Source organism: Hymenobacter rubidus, assembly GCF_016734815.1.
In the GTDB taxonomy this organism is placed as follows: domain Bacteria; phylum Bacteroidota; class Bacteroidia; order Cytophagales; family Hymenobacteraceae; genus Hymenobacter; species Hymenobacter rubidus.
This window is the reverse complement of sequence record NZ_JAERQF010000005.1, coordinates 97,354-116,591: the sequence shown is the minus strand read 5'-3', so window position 1 is coordinate 116,591 and position 19,238 is coordinate 97,354. Positions and strand designations below refer to the sequence as shown.

Here is a 19,238-nt window from a genome sequence, read left to right as displayed (position 1 = left end):
CGCCGCAAGTCTGCGTATCTTCCTGCTAAGTCAATTTCTGGCGGCTTTCTTCCGTTAGAAAAGGGACTTTACACTTTTCCCCCGAACTTCCCGGCATGGCTCACCCTTCGCGTCTTTGGCTTCGTCTTGGCTGGCTGCTGCCGCTGCTGTGCGCCGCCGCCCCCTTGGCCCCGCGCCCCGACTACGCCGGCCTCTACCGCGACGCCCCGCACCTGGAAGTGGACACCCGCCGCGAGGGCGACAGCCTGCGCCTCTACCTGCGCCTGCCCGCCCCCGCCCGCCTGGGCCTCGGCCACGCGCTGCGCCTCACGGCCTGGCCCAGCTACGAAGCCAAGTACCCGCTGTGGCAGGACAGCCTGCCGCGCCGCCAGCAGCACCCGCGCCCCGAGGCCGATGGCAGCGTCCGCCTCAGCACCTGCCTGGCCGCCGCCCGCCTGCCCGCCGGGGCCATCCTGGAAATCACCACCGCCCCCGCCGATGCCAAGGACGACTACCAGGAGCCCACCACCACCGCCTGGCTGCGCCTCACCGAAGCCCTGCTGGTGCGCCCCTTCGTGCTCACCGATTCGGCCGGGCAGCCCCTGGCGCGCCGCTACGTGCGGGCCGGCGAAACCTTCGGCGTCGACAGCTACGGCTTGATGCAGCCCGTGCGCTGGAAGCGCTACGCCGTGACGCCCACCCCCGCCCTGCCGCCCATGACCAACCCGGCCGCCATGCCCGCCGGCCCGCGCCTGCTGCCGGTGCTCGATTCGGCCGAAGCCCGGCCCGGCGAGCCCCTGCGCTTCCGCGAGCCCGGCCTGTATGCCCTGCGGGTGGGCGGAGTCGGCGGCATGGCGCCGCGCACGCTGGCCGTGCTGGTGGCGGCCAACCAGTACCCCGCCCTCACCACCGCCGCCGAGCTGATTGAGCCCCTGCGCTACCTCACCACCAGCCAGGAGCGCCAGAAGCTCACCGATGCCCCCGACCCCAAGCGCGCCGTCGATAAATTCTGGCTCGACATCGCCCAGGGCAACCACAACCTGGGCAAAGACCTGATTCGGCGCTACTACGGCCGCGTGACGGCGGCCAACCGCCTCTTTGCCGCCCACAAGGCGGGCTGGCTGACGGATAGGGGCTTATTGTACGTCGTGCTAGGGCCACCGTCCAGCGTGCGCCGGCTTCTCAACGGCGAAGAACGGTGGTACTACAACGAAGGCGGCATTGGCGGCGGACCCATCACCTACACCTTCCGGCCGCGGCCGAGTACCTTTGCCCCTGATTATTACGAATTGGTGCGCCGGCCCGAGTACGAACTGCTCTGGTATGCCGCCGTTGAAAAATGGAGAACCCCACCGACCGCCCTGACCGGCCCGAACGTCCCCAGCGACCTGCCCGCCCGGTAGCCGGCCGCCGCTTCTACGACGGCGCCAACCGCCCCGTCACCCCCAAACAGTTCCGCCCCGACCGGGGCGGCGCTGAATTCGACGACCGCCCCGCCCGCCCGCGCGGCCGCGGCGGCTCCGACAACCGCGACGACGCCCCCACCGGCCGTCCCGACCGGGGCGACAGCCGCCCGCCCTACCGCGAGCGCGAAGGCGGCTCCGACAAGCCCCGCTACGAGAACCGCCCCGCCCAGGCGTCCAGCATCGATATGCTCTTCGGCCTGCGCCCCATTCAGGAAGCCCTGAACGCGGGCCGCACGCTGGAGAAGATTTTCCTGCTGCGCGGCACCAAAAACAGCCTGGTCACCGACATCTCTGCTGCTGCCCGCGCGGCCGGCATCCAGGTGCAACTGGTGCCCGTGGAGAAGCTCGATAACCTGACCCGCAAAAATCACCAGGGCGCGGTGGCCTTTGTGTCGCCCATCGACTACGCCCCGCTCGACAACATCGTGTCGGGCCTCTTCGAGGAAGGCAAAGTGCCCTTCCTGCTGCTGCTCGACCGCATTACTGATGTGCGCAACTTCGGCGCCATTGCCCGCACGGCCGAATGCCTGGGCGTGCAGGCCATTGTAGTGCCCAGCCGCGGCGCCGCCCAAATCAACGGCGACGCGCTGAAAACCAGCGCCGGCGCCCTCAACCTGCTGCCCGTATGCCGCGAGGTCAGCCTGCACGAAACCATCCGCTTCCTCCAGCAGTCCGGCATTACCGTAGTGGCCTGTACCGAGAAAGCCGAAGAAGCCGTAGGTGCGGCCGAAATTGATTTCACCGGCCCCGTAGCCGTGCTCATGGGCTCGGAAGAAGACGGCATCTCGCCCGACCTCCTGAACCTAGCCGACGTGAAGCTGAAGGTGCCCATGGCCGGCCAGATTCAGAGCCTCAACGTGAGTGTAGCGGCCGGCATCATGCTGTTTGAAGTGGCCCGGCAGCGGGTACAGCAGGTATAATTTACAGGCAGTTGTCATCCTGAGCGCAGCGAAGGACCTTATCACCGTAGAGCAAATCCTCTATTCGTGATAAGGTCCTTCGTTGTGCTCAGGATGACGAAGTTCAAAACCAAAAGCCCCGGCACTGCGAGTGCCGGGGCTTTTGGTTTTAATAGTTTAACTGGCGTCGACAGAGCGGATTGCCGCACTCCGCACCCAATGACAGACATTACGATTAGTTGTAACCGCTCCCCTTCTTGGCCTTCACATCGGCCACAAACTCCTTCACGCGCTGCTCCTCGCTGCGCTTGCAGATGAGCAACACGTTGTCGTACTCGGCCACAATATAGTCCTCTAAGCCCTGAACTACCACGAGGCGCTCCGAAGGCGTTTTGATGACGCAGCCGGTGGTGTCGTAGAGCAGCACGTTGCCGCTCACCATGTTGTCGTGCTCGTCGTGCTGGCCGATGCGGTGCAGCGAATCCCAGGTGCCCACGTCGCTCCAGCCAAAGTCGGCGGGCAGGACGTACACGTTATCGGCCTTTTCCATCACGCCGTAATCGATGCTGATGTTGCGGCAGCGGGAATAGGCCTGGCTGATGAACTCCTCTTCCTGGGCGGTTCCCAGCAGGGCTGCTCCTTCGTCGAACACTTCGGCAATGTCGCTAAGGTAGTGGTGGAAAGCCGCGAGAATTACATCAGCCCGCCATACGAACAGGCCGGAATTCCAAAGAAAGTCGCCGCTGTCCACAAACATGCGCGCCAGTTCCAGATTCGGCTTTTCGGTGAAGGTTTTCACCTTGTGTAGCTCGCCGCCGGGCAAGCTTTGGTTGTCGAGGTATTGGATGTAGCCATAGCCTGTATCGGGGCGCGAAGGCTGGATGCCGAGGGTGATGAGCACATCGTTGGCACGGGCCGCTTCGATGGCCATGCGAATGAGGCGGCGGAACTCTTCTTCGCGCATCACCGCATGGTCGGCCGGTGTCACGATGATGGTGGCCTGCGGGTCGCGCTGGGCAATGCGATAGCTGGCGTAGGCAATGCAGGGAGCCGTGTTTCGTCCGATGGGCTCGCCCAGAATCTGGTCGGCGGGCAGGTGCGGCAGGTGCTCCTGCACCAGGCCCATGTAGTCGCGGTTGGTGACGACAAACACGTTTTCGGACGGGCACACGCCGGTGAAGCGGTCAACGGCCAGTTGCAGCATGGAGCGGCCCACGCCCATGACGTCGTGAAACTGCTTGGGGTGGTGGGTGCGGCTAAACGGCCAGAACCGGCTGCCAATGCCGCCGGCCATGACGATGAGGTAGGTGGAATTCATTCGATAGCAAAGGTAAAACAGAACCAGCCGCCAAGCCGGCCCTGGGCCTACACCAAGCCCTCGCGCAGCAAGTCGTGCAGGTGAATAAAACCGGCGAACTGCTCGTTTTCCAGCACCACCAGTTGCGTAATGTTGCGCTGCTGCATCCGCACCAAGGCTTCGGCCGCGAAATCATCGATGTCGATGGTGGCGGGGCGCGGCGTCAGAATGTCGCGGGCTTTCAGGTTTTCGAGGTCGGAAAAGCTGCCCAGCATGCGGCGCAGGTCGCCGTCGGTGATAATGCCGGCGAGCCGCCCGGCCGGGCCAAGCACGGCCGTGGCCCCCAGGCGCTTGCCCGATATTTCGAGCAGCACTTCGCGCAGCGGCGCATCTTCGCTCACCTGCGGGCGCTGGTTTTGGCGGCTCAGGTCGCCCACTTTCAGGTAGAGGCGCTTGCCGAGGGTGCCGCCGGGGTGCAGCCGGGCAAAGTCGGCGGCGGTGAACTGGCGACACTCCAGCAGGCACACCGCCAGGGCATCGCCCAAGGCCAGGGCGGCGGTGGTGCTGGTGGTGGGTGCCAGGTTGTTGGGGCAGGCTTCTTTTTGCACCGGCGCGTGCAAAATGTAGGTAGCCTGCTGGCCCAGGTAGGAGTCGGCGTTGCTGACCAGGGCGGCCAAGGGCACGCCCTTGCGGCGCAGCAGCGGCACCAGCACCTTGATTTCGGGGGTGTCGCCGCTTTTGCTGATGGCCACCACAAAATCCTCGGGCTGAATCATGCCCAGGTCGCCGTGAATGGCATCGGCGGCATGCATGAACAGGGCGGGCGTGCCGGTGCTGTTGAGCGTGGCCACGATTTTGCCCGCAATGTGGGCGCTTTTGCCGATGCCGGTGACCACCACGCGGCCCTTCAGTTGCAGAATGGCCTGCACGCAATTCACAAAGTCGGGGGTAGCCGATAGCGCCTTGGCTACGTCATTGAGCGCACCGGCTTCTTCGTGCAGCACCTGGCGGGCCACGGCCAGCACGTCAATTTCCACGGGGGCTGAGCCGGAAGCAGCAGGCAACTTATCAGAGTGGACGGAAACGGGCATGGGCTAGGGCTGAGTGGAAAATGCAAAATTGGGGGAAAGAAGCTTAGCGCCGCCGCCAACCGCCCGGACACGCACGCCGCACACCCTAAGGCAGCGCATGGCAGCCTTGGCACGCGCCTGCGCCGCGGGCCAACTCATCACGGCGTAACAACAGTGCTAAAAATCCCGGGATTTTCCAGCGCGGAATCTACCTTTCTAAAAGGTTGAATTACCAGTATTTCGCATGACTAAATTGTTTTCCACAATTCACAAAAAAAGCCACTTTTTGTGACAGAAATATTGACTATTGCTTATCTTCGTTAACAACCGTGCGTCCACGCGCCCCCACCGAGCTTTCTTCCTATGTCATCTGTTGCGCTGCAAGATTCCCCGGCCCTCGTTGCCGATTTGAAACACACACTGAAAAAAGTATTTGGCTACGGCCAGTTTCGGGGCACGCAAGAAGCTGTTATTCAAAACATCCTGACGGGGCACAACACCTTCGTCATCATGCCCACGGGCGCAGGCAAAAGCTTGTGCTACCAGTTGCCGGCCCTGGTCCTTCCCGGCACGGCCATTGTCATCTCGCCCCTCATCGCCCTGATGAAAAACCAGGTCGACCAGCTGGGCGCCTTTGGGGTGAATGCCCAGGTGTACAATTCGACCCTGACCAAAACGGAGATGAACCGGGTGAAAAAAGACGTGATGAGCGGCGAGGTTCGCCTGCTCTACGTGGCCCCCGAAAGCCTGACCAAGGACGACACCATTGAGTTTTTGCTGAAAAGCACCATCAGCTTCGTGGCCATCGACGAGGCCCACTGCATTTCGGAGTGGGGCCACGATTTCCGCCCCGAATACCGCAAGATTCGCGGCATCATCGACAACCTGGGCGGCAACGTGCCCATCATCGCCCTCACGGCCACGGCCACGCCCAAAGTGCAGCTGGACATCCAGAAAAACCTGCAGATGGACGACGCCAACGTCTTCAAAACCAGCTTTAACCGCACCAACCTTTACTACGAGGTACGCGCCAAGCACAACACCAAAAAGCAGCTGATTCAGTACGTGAAGCAGCACAAGGGCAAGGCGGGCATTATTTATTGCTTGAGCCGCAAAAAGGTGGAAGAAATTGCCGAGCTGCTGCGCGTGAATGACGTGCGCGCCCGCCCCTATCACGCCGGCCTCGACCAGCACACCCGCATCGAAAACCAGGACGCATTTCTCAACGAGGAGTGCGACGTGATTGTGGCCACCATTGCCTTTGGCATGGGCATCGACAAGCCCGACGTGCGCTTCGTGGTGCACTACGATGCGCCGAAATCCATCGAGGGCTACTACCAAGAAACCGGCCGCGGCGGCCGCGACGGCCTGGAAGGCAACTGCCTGATGTTCTACAGCTACGACGACATTCTGAAGCTCGAAAAGTTCAGCAAGGACAAGCCGGTGACCGAACGCGACAACGCCCACCAGCTACTGGCCGAGATGACGAACTACGCCGAGAGTTCGGTGTGCCGACGGCGGCAGCTGCTGCACTACTTCGGCGAGGTGCTGGAGAAAGACTGCGGCTTCTGCGACAATTGCAAGCACCCCAAGGAGCGGTTTGAGGGCGAGGCGGCCGTGGGCCTGGCCCTGCGCGCCGTGGTGCAAACGGAAGCCCGCTTCAACCTCAACCACATTGGCCAGGTGCTGCTGGGCCTGAGCAACCCGCACATTGAGAGCTACGCGCACAACGCCCTGCCTGTGTATGGGCAGGGCAAGGAGCTGGGCGACGCTCAATTCTGGCATTCGGCGCTGCGGCAGTGCTTGCTGAACGGCTTTTTGGAAAAGGACATCGACAGCTTGGGCCTGGTGCGCATCACCGAAAAGGGACTTGATTTCATTGAAAACCCGTATTCCATCACGCTCACCAAAGACCACAACTTCGACGCCGAGCAGAAGGCCGACGAGGAAAAGGAAGAGGTGCAGCACGCGGCCGGGCACGACGAAGCCCTGTTCGTGCAGCTCAAAGAGTTGCGCAAGCAGGTAGCCAAGCAGAAAAACCTGCCGCCCTACGTCCTCTTTCAGGACCCGAGCCTGAAGGAGATGGCCACCACCTACCCCACCACGCTGCACGACCTCACGCACGTGTCGGGCGTGGGCCAGGGCAAGGCCCAGAAGTTTGGGGCGCCTTTCGTGGCGGCCATCAAGCAGTACGTGGAGGACAACGACATCGAAACCGCCGAGGACGTGGTGGTGAAGTCGGCCGTAAACCGCTCCAAGATTAAAATCTACGTCATCCAGCAAATCGACAAGAAAATGATGCTGGAGGACATTGCTTCCTCAAAAGGCATTTCGATGGCCGAGTTGATGGAGGAGATTGAGCACATCTGCTACTCCGGCACGCGGCTGAACATTGACTACTACCTCAACGAGATGGTAGAGGAGGACCGCCAGGAGGAAATTTACGACTACTTCATGTCGGCCAGCACCGACAACATCGCCGTGGCCCTGCAGGAACTGGGCGACGAGGACTTTACCGAAGAAGAGCTGCGGCTGGTGCGAATTAAATTCATCAGCGAAGTGGCTAACTAAGTCCGTCCGCATTCTTCGTTTTTTCCAGTAACGAAAAGCTCCGCCCTCGCTGGCGGGGCTTTTTTTACCACGCTACGGCTCGGAAAGCAGGCCAAACCCAAAGCCCGGAATTGGGCAATCCAAATGCGCTTGGCGCCCCGCTGCCATGGGATGCGTAGCAAATAGTCAATTTGGCTATAGACATAGAATGAATTAGTTTTTTAACCACTATAAATTCAATATCTTCGTCTCCCGGCTGTCTTCTTTTACTTAATTATATTCCCTTAAACGTGCTAAAATATTTATTCTTATCCGTGGCACTGCTGCTTGCCGCTTTCCCGAGCCAGGCCCAGACCCCAACCAAAGTATTGCCCACCATTGCCAAACCGCTGCTGGTACCAGCACCGGCGAAGGCCAGCTCGCTCATGAACACCAACGATGCGGGGCAGGCCGATTCGGCGCGCGTACTTACCCCTACCCAGATTGCGGAGCAGTCGTATCAGGCCGGCCTCTTGAGCTACCAAAACAAGGACTTTGCGTGGGCGCTGGTCAACTTCAGCGCGGCCATCAAAACCGCGCCCGACTTTGCACCGGCTTATGGCACGCGCGCCGCCACGCACTACGAGTTGAAGCACTACGACCAAGCCCTGACCGATTACAACGAGGCCCTGAAGCTGGAGCCCAACAACTACACCAACTACCTGGGGCGGGCGCTGGTGCAGGAAGCCAAGGGCAATGTGAAAGAAGCCGAAAAGGACTACTCGGAAGCCATGAAAGGGGGCTTTGTGTACGGGCCGGCGTGGCACAAGCGGGGCGTGCTGCGCTTTGAGAAGGGCGAGTACCAGGGCGCCCGCGATGACTTTGACGGGGCCGTGAAGGCTGACCGCAAGAATGCCTACGCCTACCACGACCGCGCCAGTGCCAACCAGATGCTCGGCAACTACCCGGAAGCCATTATTGACTACACCGCGGCCCTGACGCTGCAGCCCGGCATGCTGTCGGCCTTGCTCAACCGGGCGGGCGCGGAGCGGCACGCCGGCCAGTTGCCCCAGGCCCTGAAGGATTACGATACCTACCTCAGCATCAAGCCCGACGACCCGCTGGCCTTCGTAAACCGTGGCGCGGCGCGCTACGAAAACAAGGATTACAAGGGTGCCGTGACCGACTACACCCAAGCCCTGCTGCTCGACGGCAACTACGCACTGGCGCTGAATGACCGGGCCGCTGCTTACCTCAAGCTACGTGACTACGAGAAGGCGGAGGCCGATGCCACCCAGGCCATTGCCCTGGACGATAAATACGCCGAGGCCTACCTCAACCGGGGGCACGCCCGCGAAATGCTCCGCAAACCCGAAGATGCCTGCAAGGACTGGCGCAAAGCGGCCGACCTGGGCATTGCTGTGGGCAACAGCTACGCCGCCATTGCGGGGTGTGCTCCCGCCGAGCCCGCCCCGGCCGCCGACCCTACGGCCGACACCGCCAAACAATAGCCGGACTTTCATTTCTATTATTAAGTGTTATTTACGATGAGTACCTACACCCGTTTTCTGCTCGCGTGCGCGCTGGCGACAGGTGCACTGTTTACGGCCCAGGCCCAAAACGTTCTTTTCAACTCCCAACGATTCCAGAACGAAGAGGCGCTTAAGGGCGCGCTTAAGGCGATAAAAGAAGGGCAGGATGAGTATAATGCGGTGCCACCGCGCTATGCGGCCGCGCTCCCCCATTTTCAGGAGGCGCAAAAGCTGAATCCCAACAACGGCCCGCTGAACCTGCGCATCGGCAACTGCTACCTGAACATGGGCGACGCGGCCACTGCCCTGCCGTATCTGGAAAAGGCGGCGGAGCTGGAGCCGGCCGCCACCCGCAACCACTACGTGCTGGGGCAAGCCTACCAGCAAAGTGCCCGTTGGGGCGATGCCCTGAAGGAATACACAAAGGCCAAACCCGTGGCGGTGGGAGCTCCCAGAAGGGGACAGTCCGTCGATGTTCCATTGCCCGAACTAATCCGGCGGGTGACCGAGTGCAAGAACGGCATGCAGCTGATGGCCAAACCCACTCGCCTGTTTATGGACAACCTGGGGCCGACCGTGAACTCGCCCGAAGCCGACTACAACCCGGTGGTGACGGCCGACGAAACCACGCTGTTTTTCACCTCGCGCCGGGCCGGCTCGCAGGGCGGCGAAAAGGACCCGGGCGGCAGCGGCTACACCGACGACATTTACAGCACCGTGGGCGGCGGCTTGGCCTGGGGCCCGTCGCGCAACATCAACGCGCCGGTGAACACCAACGGCGCCGATGTGACGGTGGCCCTCTCGGCCGACGGGCAGCGCATGCTGCTGCACACCGAAGGCAACATGGGCAACCTGAGCGAAACCCGCCTGACTGCCGCCGGCTGGAGCAAGCCGCACGAACTGGGCTCGCACATCAACACCAAGTACCAGGAAACGTCGGCTTCGTTTTCAGCCGACGGCCGCTACATCTATTACGTAAGCGACAAGCCCGAAGGCAGCCTGGGCGGCAAAGACATTTACAAGGCCGAAATTGACGGCAAAACGCCGCCGGTGAACCTGGGCGGGTCCATCAATACGCCTTACAACGAGGAGGCCGTGTTTATGGCGTCCGATGGCAAGACGCTGTATTTCTCATCGGAAGGCCACAACTCAATGGGCGGCTACGACATCTTCAAATCGGTGTATGCCAACGGCAAGTGGGGCGAGCCGGAGAACCTGGGCTGGCCCATCAACACGCCTTCCGACGACGTATTTTTTGTCACGGTGGCTTCGGGCCGCATTGCTTACCTGGCCAGCAACCGGCCGGGCGGCTTCGGCGGCAAGGACATCTACCGCATCACGCTGCTGGGCGACGAAAAACAGCCGGCCATCAACCAGGAAGACCGTTTGCTGTCGACCAACCCGCGCCCCATGCGGCAGGTGCTGCCCTCGGTTACGGTGCCGGTTATTACCCCCGACGTGACGCTGCTGAAAGGCACGGTAACGGACGTGGCCACCATGCAGCCCGTATTTGCCACGATAGAAGTGGTGGACAACCTCACGGGCCAGACCATCAACACCTTCCAGACCACGGCATCGGGCAAATACCTGCTGAGTTTGCCCGCAGGGGCCAACTACGCCTTGGTGCTGCACAACGACGCCTACCTGTTTCACTCCGAAAACGTGAGCCGCCCGCCCGATGCGGGCTACGCCGAAGCGGTGAAAAACATTCGGATGCAGAAGATGGAGCCGGGCTCCAACATTGTGCTGAACAACGTGTTTTTTGACCCCGACAAAGCCGTTTTGCGCCCCGAAAGCACGGCCGAGCTCGACCGCGTGCGCAAGTTGCTGGAAGACTCGCCCAAGCTGAAGCTGCAAGTCAGTGGCCACACCGACAACGTGGGCCCGCCCGATGCCAACCAGAACCTGAGTGAGCGCCGCGCCCAGGCCATCAAGGACTACCTCGTGCAACACAAAATCAGCGCCGACCGCCTGACGGCGACTGGCTACGGCGGGACCATTCCGATTACGGCGAACACCACCGAAGCCGGCCGCCAGATGAACCGGCGCGTGGAGTTCAAAGTGTTGGCGCGGTAGCACGCCGGGCAGGGCCGCTGCCAACTCTGCTCCCGCGGCCGCGTACTGACCGGCGTACTTATCCGCTGCTAAGCGGGTGCTTCCCGGTTCGCGTATGTGGATAGTTTTTGCTTTGCTGGCGGCCATGGTGTCGGCCACCGTGGTCACGCTGTCAAAAGCCGGCATCAAGAACGTGCCGCCCAGTCTGGCCTTCGCGGTGCAGTCGGTGCTGATAATACTGGTGGCCTGGGGCGCCGTGCTGTGGCAGGGCCTGCTGCCCGAAATCGGCAAGATTGAGCGCAAAAGCTGGATTTTTTTGCTGGTTGCGGGCGTGCTCACGGGCACCTCGTCGCTGCTCACGTTCCGGGCCTTGTCGATGGGCGATGCCTCGCGCGTGTCGCCGCTCACCAATACGGCGCTTGTGTTTTAGGTGCTGTTGGCGGCCCTTTTTCTGAAGGAAAAACTGACCTGGCAGGTGGTGCTGGGCGCTGTTCTGATGGTGGGCGGGGCCATTTTGATTGCCACCGCCAAACCTGCAGACAAGAAAGACACCAGCAAAAAAAATGGTCGCCCCGCTAGCGGGACGACCATTTACGAAGCCAAGCCGACGGCCTGAGCGTTCAAACTAGCAGTACTCTTCGAACGCACCTTGCAGGTTGTTCACAATGCGCATAGCGTCGGAACCTTCGATGTGGTAGCGCTCAATCATGTGCACCAGTTCCCCATCTTTGAACAGGGCAATGCAGGGCGACGAGGGCGGGTACGGGAGCAGGTGCTCGCGCATTTTGGCCACGGCGTCGGTTTCCATGCCGGCGAAAACGGTGACCAGCTTGCCCGGCTTTTTGTCGGCGCTGGCGAGGGCCATTTTCAGGGCGGGGCGGGCTTTGGCGGCGGCGCAGCCGCACACCGAGTTCACGGCCACCAGCACGGTGCCTTCGCTGGAAGCCAAAGCGGAATCTACTTCTTCGGGGGTCATCAATTGCTCAAAACCTACTTCGGTAAGGTCCTGGCGGATGGGCGCCACCATGTATTCGGGATAAACTGCCATTGTCGTAATGATTTATAAAAAGCGGCGCGGCCGCGTGAGGATGCAAAAATACGAATGCTTAAAGCAATGAGGGCCGGGGAAAGTTTCGGGGGAGCGTCCGTGAGTAAAAAGAACGGTCATGCTGAGCGCAGCCGAAGCATCTCTACCGCGCCTTCTGGCATCCTGAGCATTCTGCGATTAAAGCAGAGACGAAGGACCTTATCACGATTGCGCCACTGACCGGCCATACGTGAAAAGATGCTTCCTTCGTCAGCATGACAAACGGTGCGGTAGAGATGCCTCGGCTGCGCTCAGCATGACCGTTCTGTTCGCTAGGCCTTCCAATCAACCGTTACCGCCCGGCAAAATCGTCTCGATGCTGCCATTAGCTTTACGCTTCAACTCGGTCACTTTGATATTCCGCAGCCAGGTTTTGCCGCTCAGCTGAGTGTCGTGGTAGAAGATGTACCACTTGCCTTTTACCTCGATGATGGAGTGGTGGGTGGTCCAGCCTTCCACGGGCTGCATGATGACGCCTTTGTAAGTGAATGGGCCGGTGGGCTTGTCGCCTACGGCATACACCAGCAGGTGCGTGTCGCCGGTGGAGTAGGAGAAGTAGTACTTGCCGTTGTACTTGTGCATCCAGCCGCCTTCGAAGAAGCGGCGCTTGGTGTCGCTGGCCAGCAGGGGCTTGCCGGCTTCGTCCAGGATTTTGATTTCCTGTACCGGGCCGTCGAAATGCTTCATGTCGGCCGAGAGCTTGGCTACGCGGGCGTTGAGAGCGGGCACGTCGGTGTTAGGCTCTTTTTCGGGGGCATTAGCGTCGTAAGTCCCCTTTTGCCAGCGCTGGAGCTGGCCGCCCCACAGGCCGCCAAAGTACATGTAAGCCTTGCCGTCGGTATCCTGCAGCACGGCGGGGTCGATGCTGAAGCTGCCGGCCATGGGCAGGGGGTCGGCCTTGAACGGGCCGCTGGGCGAGGTGCTGGTGGCCACGCCAATGCGGAACACGTCCTGCTTGTCCTTCACCGGGAAATAGAGGTAGTAGGTGCCATTTTTGAAAGCCGCATCGGGGGCCCAAAGCTGACGGCCGGCCCAGGGAATGTCCTTCACCGAGAGGGCCACGCCGTGGTCGGTCACCTTGCCGCCTACGCTGTCCATCGACAGAATGTGGTAGTCGTTCATGGCGAAATGGTCGCCCTTGTCATTCTCCGGAATGCCGGCCTCGATGTCGTGCGAGGGATAGATGTAAATCTTGCCAGCGAAGACGTGGGCCGACGGGTCGGCGGTGTAGATGTTGCTGATGAGGGGCTCCGACAGGTACTTTTTGGCGGCGGCAGTATCGGCTTTGGGGGCTTCCGTGGGGGCGGTAGTCGTGGTGGTTTCCTGCTTGGTTTCGGTGGATTGGCAGGCGGCCAGCAGGGCCAGCGAGGCGACCAGAGCGGCAGCCGGCGCTTTCGATTTCAGGGGGTTGCGCATGGGGAATTTTAGGGGTTGAAAACGCGGAAGAAGCTCCGGCTACTGTCTTGGTCTAATAGCCACCCAACGCGGAGTCAGGCGGGAGCTTGCGCAAATATAGACGCACCTTTTATCCGCGCAACCATTTGATTTTTAACCCATTTTAGCAGCAAACTACCGCAACCGATTCCGATAGCTCAGCTTCTACGCCGGTTAAAAAAGCAGGTTTGCCGGGGCAAAGTCGATAACTATTTTGCCCCCAAATACTTTTAGCAGGCAGCCGCCGTGTGCGGACCTTCTACCCTCTTTTTCTTGCTGCTTATGGACACCACGCCGGCTACCGATTTCCGCAGAATCTTTCAGATAATTGATGGCAACCGAAAAGCCGTGGGCGACGGCTTCCAGGTGACCAGCCCCATGCCGGGGCCGCGCATCCGCCAGCTCAGCCCCTTTCTGCTCATCGACCACATCGGGCCGATGGCCATTGCGCCGAGCGAGCAGCCGCTGGGCTCACCGCCCCACCCGCACCGGGGATTCGAAACCGTGACCGTTATGTACCAGGGCGTGCTGGCGCACCGCGACACGGCGGGCCACGCCGGCAACATCGGGCCCGGCGACGTGCAGTGGATGACGGCCGGTGCGGGCCTGCTGCACGAGGAGCTATACGAAAAGGAATTTACCCGCCGGGGCGGCACGCTGGAGGTGGTGCAGCTGTGGGTGAACATGCCCCAAAAGGACAAAATGGCCCCGGCCAACTACCAGGACATTCCTTCGGCCGCTATCAAAACCGTGCCTACGGCGGATGGCAAAGGCAGTATCCGCGTCATTGCAGGCGCTTACGAAGGCGTGAGAGGGCCGGCCAGCACGTTTTCGCCCCTGACAATGCTCGACGTGCACCTTAGCAAAGGCGCCGAATTCACGCTCAGCCTGCCGCAGGACTACAACGTGGGCCTCTACATTGTGAAGGGTGCGGTGCAACTCTACGACGGTCGCCCGACCATCACCAAGCAACTGGTGGTGCTGGGCTGGAACTCGCCCGACATGCGCCTCACGGCTACCGAAGACAGCATCATCCTGGTGCTGGCCGGCGAGCCCATTGAAGAGCCGCTGGCGACGTATGGCCCGTTTGTGATGAACACGAACAAGGAGCTGGTGCAGGCCATTGCCGATTATGAAAGCGGGGCGATGGGGACGTTTGCGGATTAGCGTTTGCCGTTTGAGACATTAATGAAGCACGTCATGCCGAGCGCAGCCGAGGCATCTCGCGTGCAGCAGTAATTCAATCGCAAGAAAAGGATTACTACCCCACGCGAGATGCCTCGGCTGCGCTCGGCATGACGTTTTTTATGTTTGTTCTGGTTACCGCTGACCGCCGTACCGCACCCCAAAAAAGTCGCCCTTATTCCACGTCGGGCGGGCGGTGTCCTGCGCCACCTGGTAGCCGATGAGGAAGCAGAGTTGCACGTATTTGCGGCCGGCCTCGAAGTCGAAGCGGCCGTTGATGTCGTCCTGGGGCTTGTGGTAGGTGACGGCGCGCCACTTTTGCACGTCCTCGCTGAGGTTGTTTTTGCCGTCGGCGGTTTTGTTGCCGTATTTGATGTGCAGGGCGGGGATGCCGGCCGTCACGAAGCTGTACTGGTCGCTGCGGATGAAGCGGTTTTGCTCGGGCTCGGGGTCGTTTTCGAGGTCGATGGCCATGTAGGCGCAGGCACGCTTCACGGGCTCGATGAGGGTGGAATGCGGGGCACCCAGCGCCACCACGCTCAGCAGCGGGGCAATGAGCGTGGGCATGTCCATGTTGATGTCGGCCACAATTTTGGCTTTGGGCACTGGGGGATTGGCAGCGAAAGCCGACGAACCGAGCAGGCCCAATTCCTCGCCGGTCATGAACACGAAGAGCATCGAGCGCTTGGGCTTCTCTTTCAGCTTGGAATAGACTTTGGCGATTTCGAGCACGCAGGACACGCCCGAGGCATTGTCGTGGGCACCGTTGTTGATGGAGTCGCCCTTCACCGGAGCCGTGATGCCGAGGTGGTCGAGGTGAGCGGAATGCACCACGTACTCATCGCGCAGCCTGGCGTCGGAGCCCGTGAATTTGCCCACCACGTTGTAGCTCTCAAAGTCTTGGTAAGTTGATTCCGCATTGGCCGTAATGGTCGTTTTCAACACCGCCGAGGCGGGTTTGCCGCTGCGGATGGCCGCGAAAACCGCCGTGGTATCCAGTGCCGAGGTTTGCAGCAGGCGCTGGAGCGTAGCTGCGCTCACGGCCGCGTAAAACTGCTGTTGGCTGCCAATGGCGAAAGTGCGCGACACCGCCACTTTGCCATTGGCCCCGAGCACACTGTAGGTGCCGGCCTTCACGCTGGCCGGCGGCGCGGGGTGGGTGGAAGCCACCAGCAGCCCCACGGCGCCGTGGCTGATGGCCGCTTTCAGGAGCCCAGCCAAATCCTGGCTGGCCGAGGCCACGGTAGAGCCAAAAGTGCGCGGGGCTCCGCGCACAATCAGTACCACCTTGCCTTTCACGTCGAGGCCGGCGTAGTCGTCGTAGCCCAGCTCGGGGGCGCTGATGCCGAAGCCGGCAAAGGCCAGCGGCGCATTGGTTACGCGGGTAGTGGGCAGCTCGGGACTGGGGTAGAGCACGTAATCGGCACCGGCCGTGAGCGGCAGGGCGGCGCCCTGGGCATCGCGGGCCACGAAGGCGGCGCCGGGCCTGAGGAAAGCCCGGCGCAGGCGCACTTTCTGGAGGTAGGTGCCGCCTTCGCCGGCGGGCTGCACGCCCAGGCTTTTGAACTGCTGGCTAACGTAGTCGACGGCCAGCTGGTAGCCGGGCGTGCCGGCTTTGCGGCCCTGCAGGCGGTCATCGGCCAGGTAGGCAATGTGGGCTTTGATGTCGGCGGGCTTGACTTGCTCCAGCGCAACAGTCACGGGCTTGGGCACGGTGAGCGGGGCCTGGGCGTGGGCGGCTGCGCCGAGCAGGCTGGCCAAGAACGAAGAGGGAAATTTCATCGGAAAAACAGTGGAATGACGGGCCAAACCTGACGTCAGGCAGTGGGGCATGAGCGCAAAGTAGCGCGAACTTTGTAGTTCGCGTGGCAGCACGACAATTGTTGAGGCGGCGCGGAGACGCGAACTACAAAGTTCGCGCTACTTTGCGCCCATGCCCGACGCTCCGCCGCCTGTTATCCGAGTTACCAGCCTTCGCAAAAGCTTCGGCCCGAACGCCGTGGTGCAGGACCTATCGTTCAACTTAGCGGCCGGCGAAACGCTGGTGCTCCTCGGCCCCAGCGGCTGCGGCAAAACCACGCTGCTCAAGATGCTCAACCGGCTGATTGAGCCCGACGGCGGCACCGTGGAGATTAACGGGCGCGACGTGCGCCAGCAGCCGGCCGAAACGCTGCGGCGCGGCATGGGCTACGTTATTCAGCAAGTGGGCCTGCTGCCGCACTACACCGTGGCCGAAAACATTGCCGTGGTGCCGAAGCTGCTGGGCCACAGCCCGGCCACCATTGCGGCGCGCACCACGGCCTTGCTCACGCGGCTGCACCTGCCGCCGGCGCGCTACGCCGCGCAGTACCCGCACCAGCTCTCGGGTGGGCAGCAGCAGCGCGTGGGCCTGGCGCGCGCCCTGGCCGCCGACCCGCCCATCATCTTGCTCGATGAGCCTTTCGGCGCCCTCGACCCCCTGACGCGCGCCAGCATCCGGCGCGAGTTTCGGGAGCTGGAAGAGCTGCGCCGCAAAACGGTGGTGCTGGTGACCCACGACGTGACGGAAGCCTTCGAGCTGGCCGACCGGATTATGCTGCTCAATGCCGGCCAGATTCAGCAGCTTGGCACGCCGCGTGAGCTGCTGTTCCGGCCCGCCAATGATTTTGTGCAAAGCTTCTTTGCGGCCGAACGGCTGGCCTTGCAATTGCGCACATTGACCCTGGGCGATGTTTTCCCAGGTTCAGAAGTAAATAATTTTACGCCCCCGGCACAAAAACCCAACTCAACGGCACAAAATCCCCAACCAATAGCAAGCTCGACCGCTAGCGCAGTACATATTTTTTCTGAGCCGGTAAATAATTCCGATGGCGGAGTAAATAACCAAGCGGGGGGCCAGCCGATTTCCATCGCAAGTAAGCAAGGGCTTGACTCAAAACCCGCAGTTGGCCGGAAAATTGGCGCTGATTTCACCGCATCAACCACCGTTCAGGACGCGCTGGAAGTTTTGACCCGCCCGGGTGCTCCGGCGAGCTTGTTTTCGGTGTCCCAGCTCATGGCTGCTTTTGGCGAAGCCCTGCAACGAGAGGAGGACGCATGGAAACGCTAACCGCGCTATTTGCTTTCTGGCACGAGCAGGCCGGCAAGCTGGGCGAGCAAACGGTGCAGCACATCGGGCTCACGGCAGGCTCATTGCTGCTCGGCGTGCTGGTGGGCGTTCCGCTGGGTGTTTGGCTGTCGCGGCGGCCGCGCTGGGTTCCGGCGGTGCTGGGCCTGGCGGGCGTGTTGCAGACGGTGCCCAGCATTGCCCTGCTCGGCGTGCTGATTCCGCTGATGGGCATTGGGCCGAAACCGGCCCTTTTTGCCCTGTTTCTGTACTCGCTGCTGCCCATCATTCGCAACACGCTGGAGGGCATTCGGGGCGTATCGCCGGCCGTGGTGGAAGCGGCGCGGGGCCTGGGCCTGACCGATGGACAGGTGCTGCGCAAGGTGGAGCTGCCCTTGGCCCTGCCGGTGCTCATGGCTGGCATCCGCACTGCCACGGTGATAAACGTGGGCGTGGCCACGCTGGCCGCCTACGTGGCGGCGGGGGGGCTGGGCGAGTTTATTTTCGGCGGCATTGCCCTCAACAACCCCGTGATGATACTGGCCGGGGCCCTGCCTGCCGCCGGGCTGGCGCTGGCCTTTGATGCGCTGCTGGGCGGAGTTCAAAAGCTGAGCACGCGGCGGCTGACGCAGGTGGGCGCGGGCCTGCTGCTGGCCCTGCCGCTGCTGGGCGGCCTCTACCTGCTGCCCAGGGCCACGGGCAAGCTGCTGGCCGGCTTCAGCCCCGAGTTTGTGGGGCGGGCCGATGGACTGCCGGGCCTTACCAAAACCTATGGCCTCACGCGCCTGCCCAGCGTGGTGCTGGCCCCGACGCTGGTGTACGAAGCCGCCCGCAATGCCAACGTGGACGTCATCGACGGCTACAGCACCGACGGGCGCATCCGGGCCTACGGCCTGCGGGTGCTGCGCGACGACCGCCGGGCCTTCCCGCCCTACTTCGCGGTGCCCGTGGTGCGCCCCGAATTGCTGCGCCAGCATCCGGAACTCGGCGCTGTGTTAGCGCAGCTGGCGGGCCAGATTTCCGATTCGGTGATGACCGACTTGAATTACCGCGCCGACTACCTGCACCAGGCTCCCCAACGCATTGCCGAAGCTTTTTTGAAGCGGCGGGGGCTGTGGCGGGCCCCGCGCCCGGCCGTGGCCGGTGCAGCGGTAGTGAAGCTGGGCTCGAAAATTTTTGCTGAGCAATACATTCTGGCCGAGCTATATGCCGCCCTCATCCGCGGCAATACCGACCTGGCCGTGGAAACCAAAACCGGCCTGGGCGGCACCACCATCTGCTTCGAGGCGCTGCGCAACGGGGCTATCGACCTATACCCCGAATACACGGGCACCGGCTTGCTGGTGCTGCTCCAGCCCACACCGGCCGCGGTCGACTCGCTAGGCGGCCGGCCAGCGGCGGTGCTGGGCTACGTGCGCCAGGAGTTTCGCCGCCGCTACGGGCTGGAATGGCTAGCCCCGCTGGGCTTCAACAACACCTACGCGCTGCTGATGCGCGGGAAGCAGGCGCGGGAGCTAGGCATCGTGAGCGTGTCGGATTTGGGCGGGTACCTGCGGCGGTAACTGGGCGGCAGGTAAAAGAACGTCCTGCTGGGCCTGTCCAAGCATCTCTCCCGCTTCG

The 19,238-nt window shown here is 62.0% G+C and carries 15 protein-coding genes; 10 read left to right on the top strand and 5 right to left on the bottom strand.

Going from position 1 to position 19,238, the window contains the following annotated elements; all coding sequences use genetic code 11:
- Nucleotides 1-95 precede the first annotated feature (95 nt).
- Both JKL48_RS05750 and rlmB read left to right on the top strand, forming a co-directional pair.
- Complete coding sequence (locus JKL48_RS05750; RefSeq protein ID WP_201979790.1) at nt 96-1,382, top strand: GWxTD domain-containing protein; 1,287 nt, start codon at nt 96-98, stop codon at nt 1,380-1,382.
- On the top strand, nt 1,319-2,365 hold the full coding sequence (gene rlmB / locus JKL48_RS05745; RefSeq protein WP_201979789.1) for a 23S rRNA (guanosine(2251)-2'-O)-methyltransferase RlmB: 1,047 nt from the start codon (nt 1,319-1,321) through the stop codon (nt 2,363-2,365). The genes JKL48_RS05750 and rlmB overlap by 64 nt, the downstream gene beginning before the upstream one ends.
- Before the next feature lie 214 nt (nt 2,366-2,579).
- Here the strand turns inward: rlmB and JKL48_RS05740 are convergent, their stop codons facing one another.
- Entirely contained in the window at nt 2,580-3,662 is a 1,083-nt protein-coding gene (locus tag JKL48_RS05740) for a mannose-1-phosphate guanylyltransferase (protein WP_201979787.1), read from the bottom strand.
- Nucleotides 3,663-3,709: 47 nt separating this feature from the next.
- A complete protein-coding gene (locus JKL48_RS05735) occupies nt 3,710-4,732 on the bottom strand; it encodes a KpsF/GutQ family sugar-phosphate isomerase (RefSeq protein WP_201979785.1) in 1,023 nt (340 codons plus the stop codon).
- Between the two features lie 342 nt (nt 4,733-5,074).
- Between JKL48_RS05735 and recQ the strand changes: the two genes are divergently transcribed.
- The 5 genes from recQ (at nt 5,075) to JKL48_RS23035 (ending at nt 11,443) form a co-directional block, all read left to right on the top strand.
- The gene (gene recQ / locus JKL48_RS05730; RefSeq protein ID WP_201979783.1) at nt 5,075-7,282 is read left to right on the top strand and encodes a DNA helicase RecQ; all 2,208 of its coding nucleotides are present in this window, start codon (nt 5,075-5,077) and stop codon (nt 7,280-7,282) included.
- A 293-nt stretch (nt 7,283-7,575) separates the two neighbouring features.
- On the top strand, nt 7,576-8,751 hold the full coding sequence (locus JKL48_RS05725) for a tetratricopeptide repeat protein (protein WP_201979781.1): 1,176 nt from the start codon (nt 7,576-7,578) through the stop codon (nt 8,749-8,751).
- Between the two features lie 36 nt (nt 8,752-8,787).
- Nucleotides 8,788-10,848, top strand: coding sequence for an OmpA family protein (locus JKL48_RS05720; protein WP_201979778.1), 2,061 nt, complete (start codon nt 8,788-8,790; stop codon nt 10,846-10,848).
- A 94-nt stretch (nt 10,849-10,942) separates the two neighbouring features.
- A complete protein-coding gene (locus JKL48_RS23040; protein ID WP_236668637.1) occupies nt 10,943-11,257 on the top strand; it encodes an EamA family transporter in 315 nt (104 codons plus the stop codon).
- Nucleotides 11,258-11,263: 6 nt separating this feature from the next.
- A complete protein-coding gene (locus tag JKL48_RS23035; protein ID WP_236668636.1) occupies nt 11,264-11,443 on the top strand; it encodes a DMT family transporter in 180 nt (59 codons plus the stop codon).
- Between the two features lie 9 nt (nt 11,444-11,452).
- Here the strand turns inward: JKL48_RS23035 and JKL48_RS05710 are convergent, their stop codons facing one another.
- Together JKL48_RS05710 and JKL48_RS05705 are read right to left on the bottom strand one after the other, a co-directional pair.
- The gene (locus JKL48_RS05710; RefSeq protein ID WP_201979776.1) at nt 11,453-11,875 is read right to left on the bottom strand and encodes a BrxA/BrxB family bacilliredoxin; all 423 of its coding nucleotides are present in this window, start codon (nt 11,873-11,875) and stop codon (nt 11,453-11,455) included.
- A 324-nt stretch (nt 11,876-12,199) separates the two neighbouring features.
- The gene (locus JKL48_RS05705; protein ID WP_201979774.1) at nt 12,200-13,330 is read right to left on the bottom strand and encodes a glycoside hydrolase family 43 protein; all 1,131 of its coding nucleotides are present in this window, start codon (nt 13,328-13,330) and stop codon (nt 12,200-12,202) included.
- 300 nt (nt 13,331-13,630) lie between these two features.
- On the opposite strand from JKL48_RS05705, the gene JKL48_RS05700 reads away from it, so the two are divergent.
- Complete coding sequence (locus JKL48_RS05700; RefSeq protein WP_201979772.1) at nt 13,631-14,515, top strand: pirin family protein; 885 nt, start codon at nt 13,631-13,633, stop codon at nt 14,513-14,515.
- A gap of 153 nt (nt 14,516-14,668) precedes the next feature.
- On the opposite strand, the gene JKL48_RS05695 is transcribed toward JKL48_RS05700, so the two are convergent.
- Nucleotides 14,669-16,315, bottom strand: a complete 1,647-nt coding sequence (locus tag JKL48_RS05695; protein ID WP_201979770.1) for a M28 family peptidase — start codon at nt 16,313-16,315, stop codon at nt 14,669-14,671.
- 151 nt (nt 16,316-16,466) lie between these two features.
- Between JKL48_RS05695 and JKL48_RS23525 the strand changes: the two genes are divergently transcribed.
- Nucleotides 16,467-17,621: an ABC transporter ATP-binding protein gene (locus JKL48_RS23525; protein WP_201979769.1), complete on the top strand. Its 1,155-nt coding sequence runs from the start codon at nt 16,467-16,469 to the stop codon at nt 17,619-17,621.
- Nucleotides 17,609-19,180, top strand: coding sequence for an ABC transporter permease/substrate-binding protein (locus JKL48_RS05685; RefSeq protein WP_201979760.1), 1,572 nt, complete (start codon nt 17,609-17,611; stop codon nt 19,178-19,180). The genes JKL48_RS23525 and JKL48_RS05685 overlap by 13 nt, the downstream gene beginning before the upstream one ends.
- Nucleotides 19,181-19,238 lie beyond the last annotated feature (58 nt).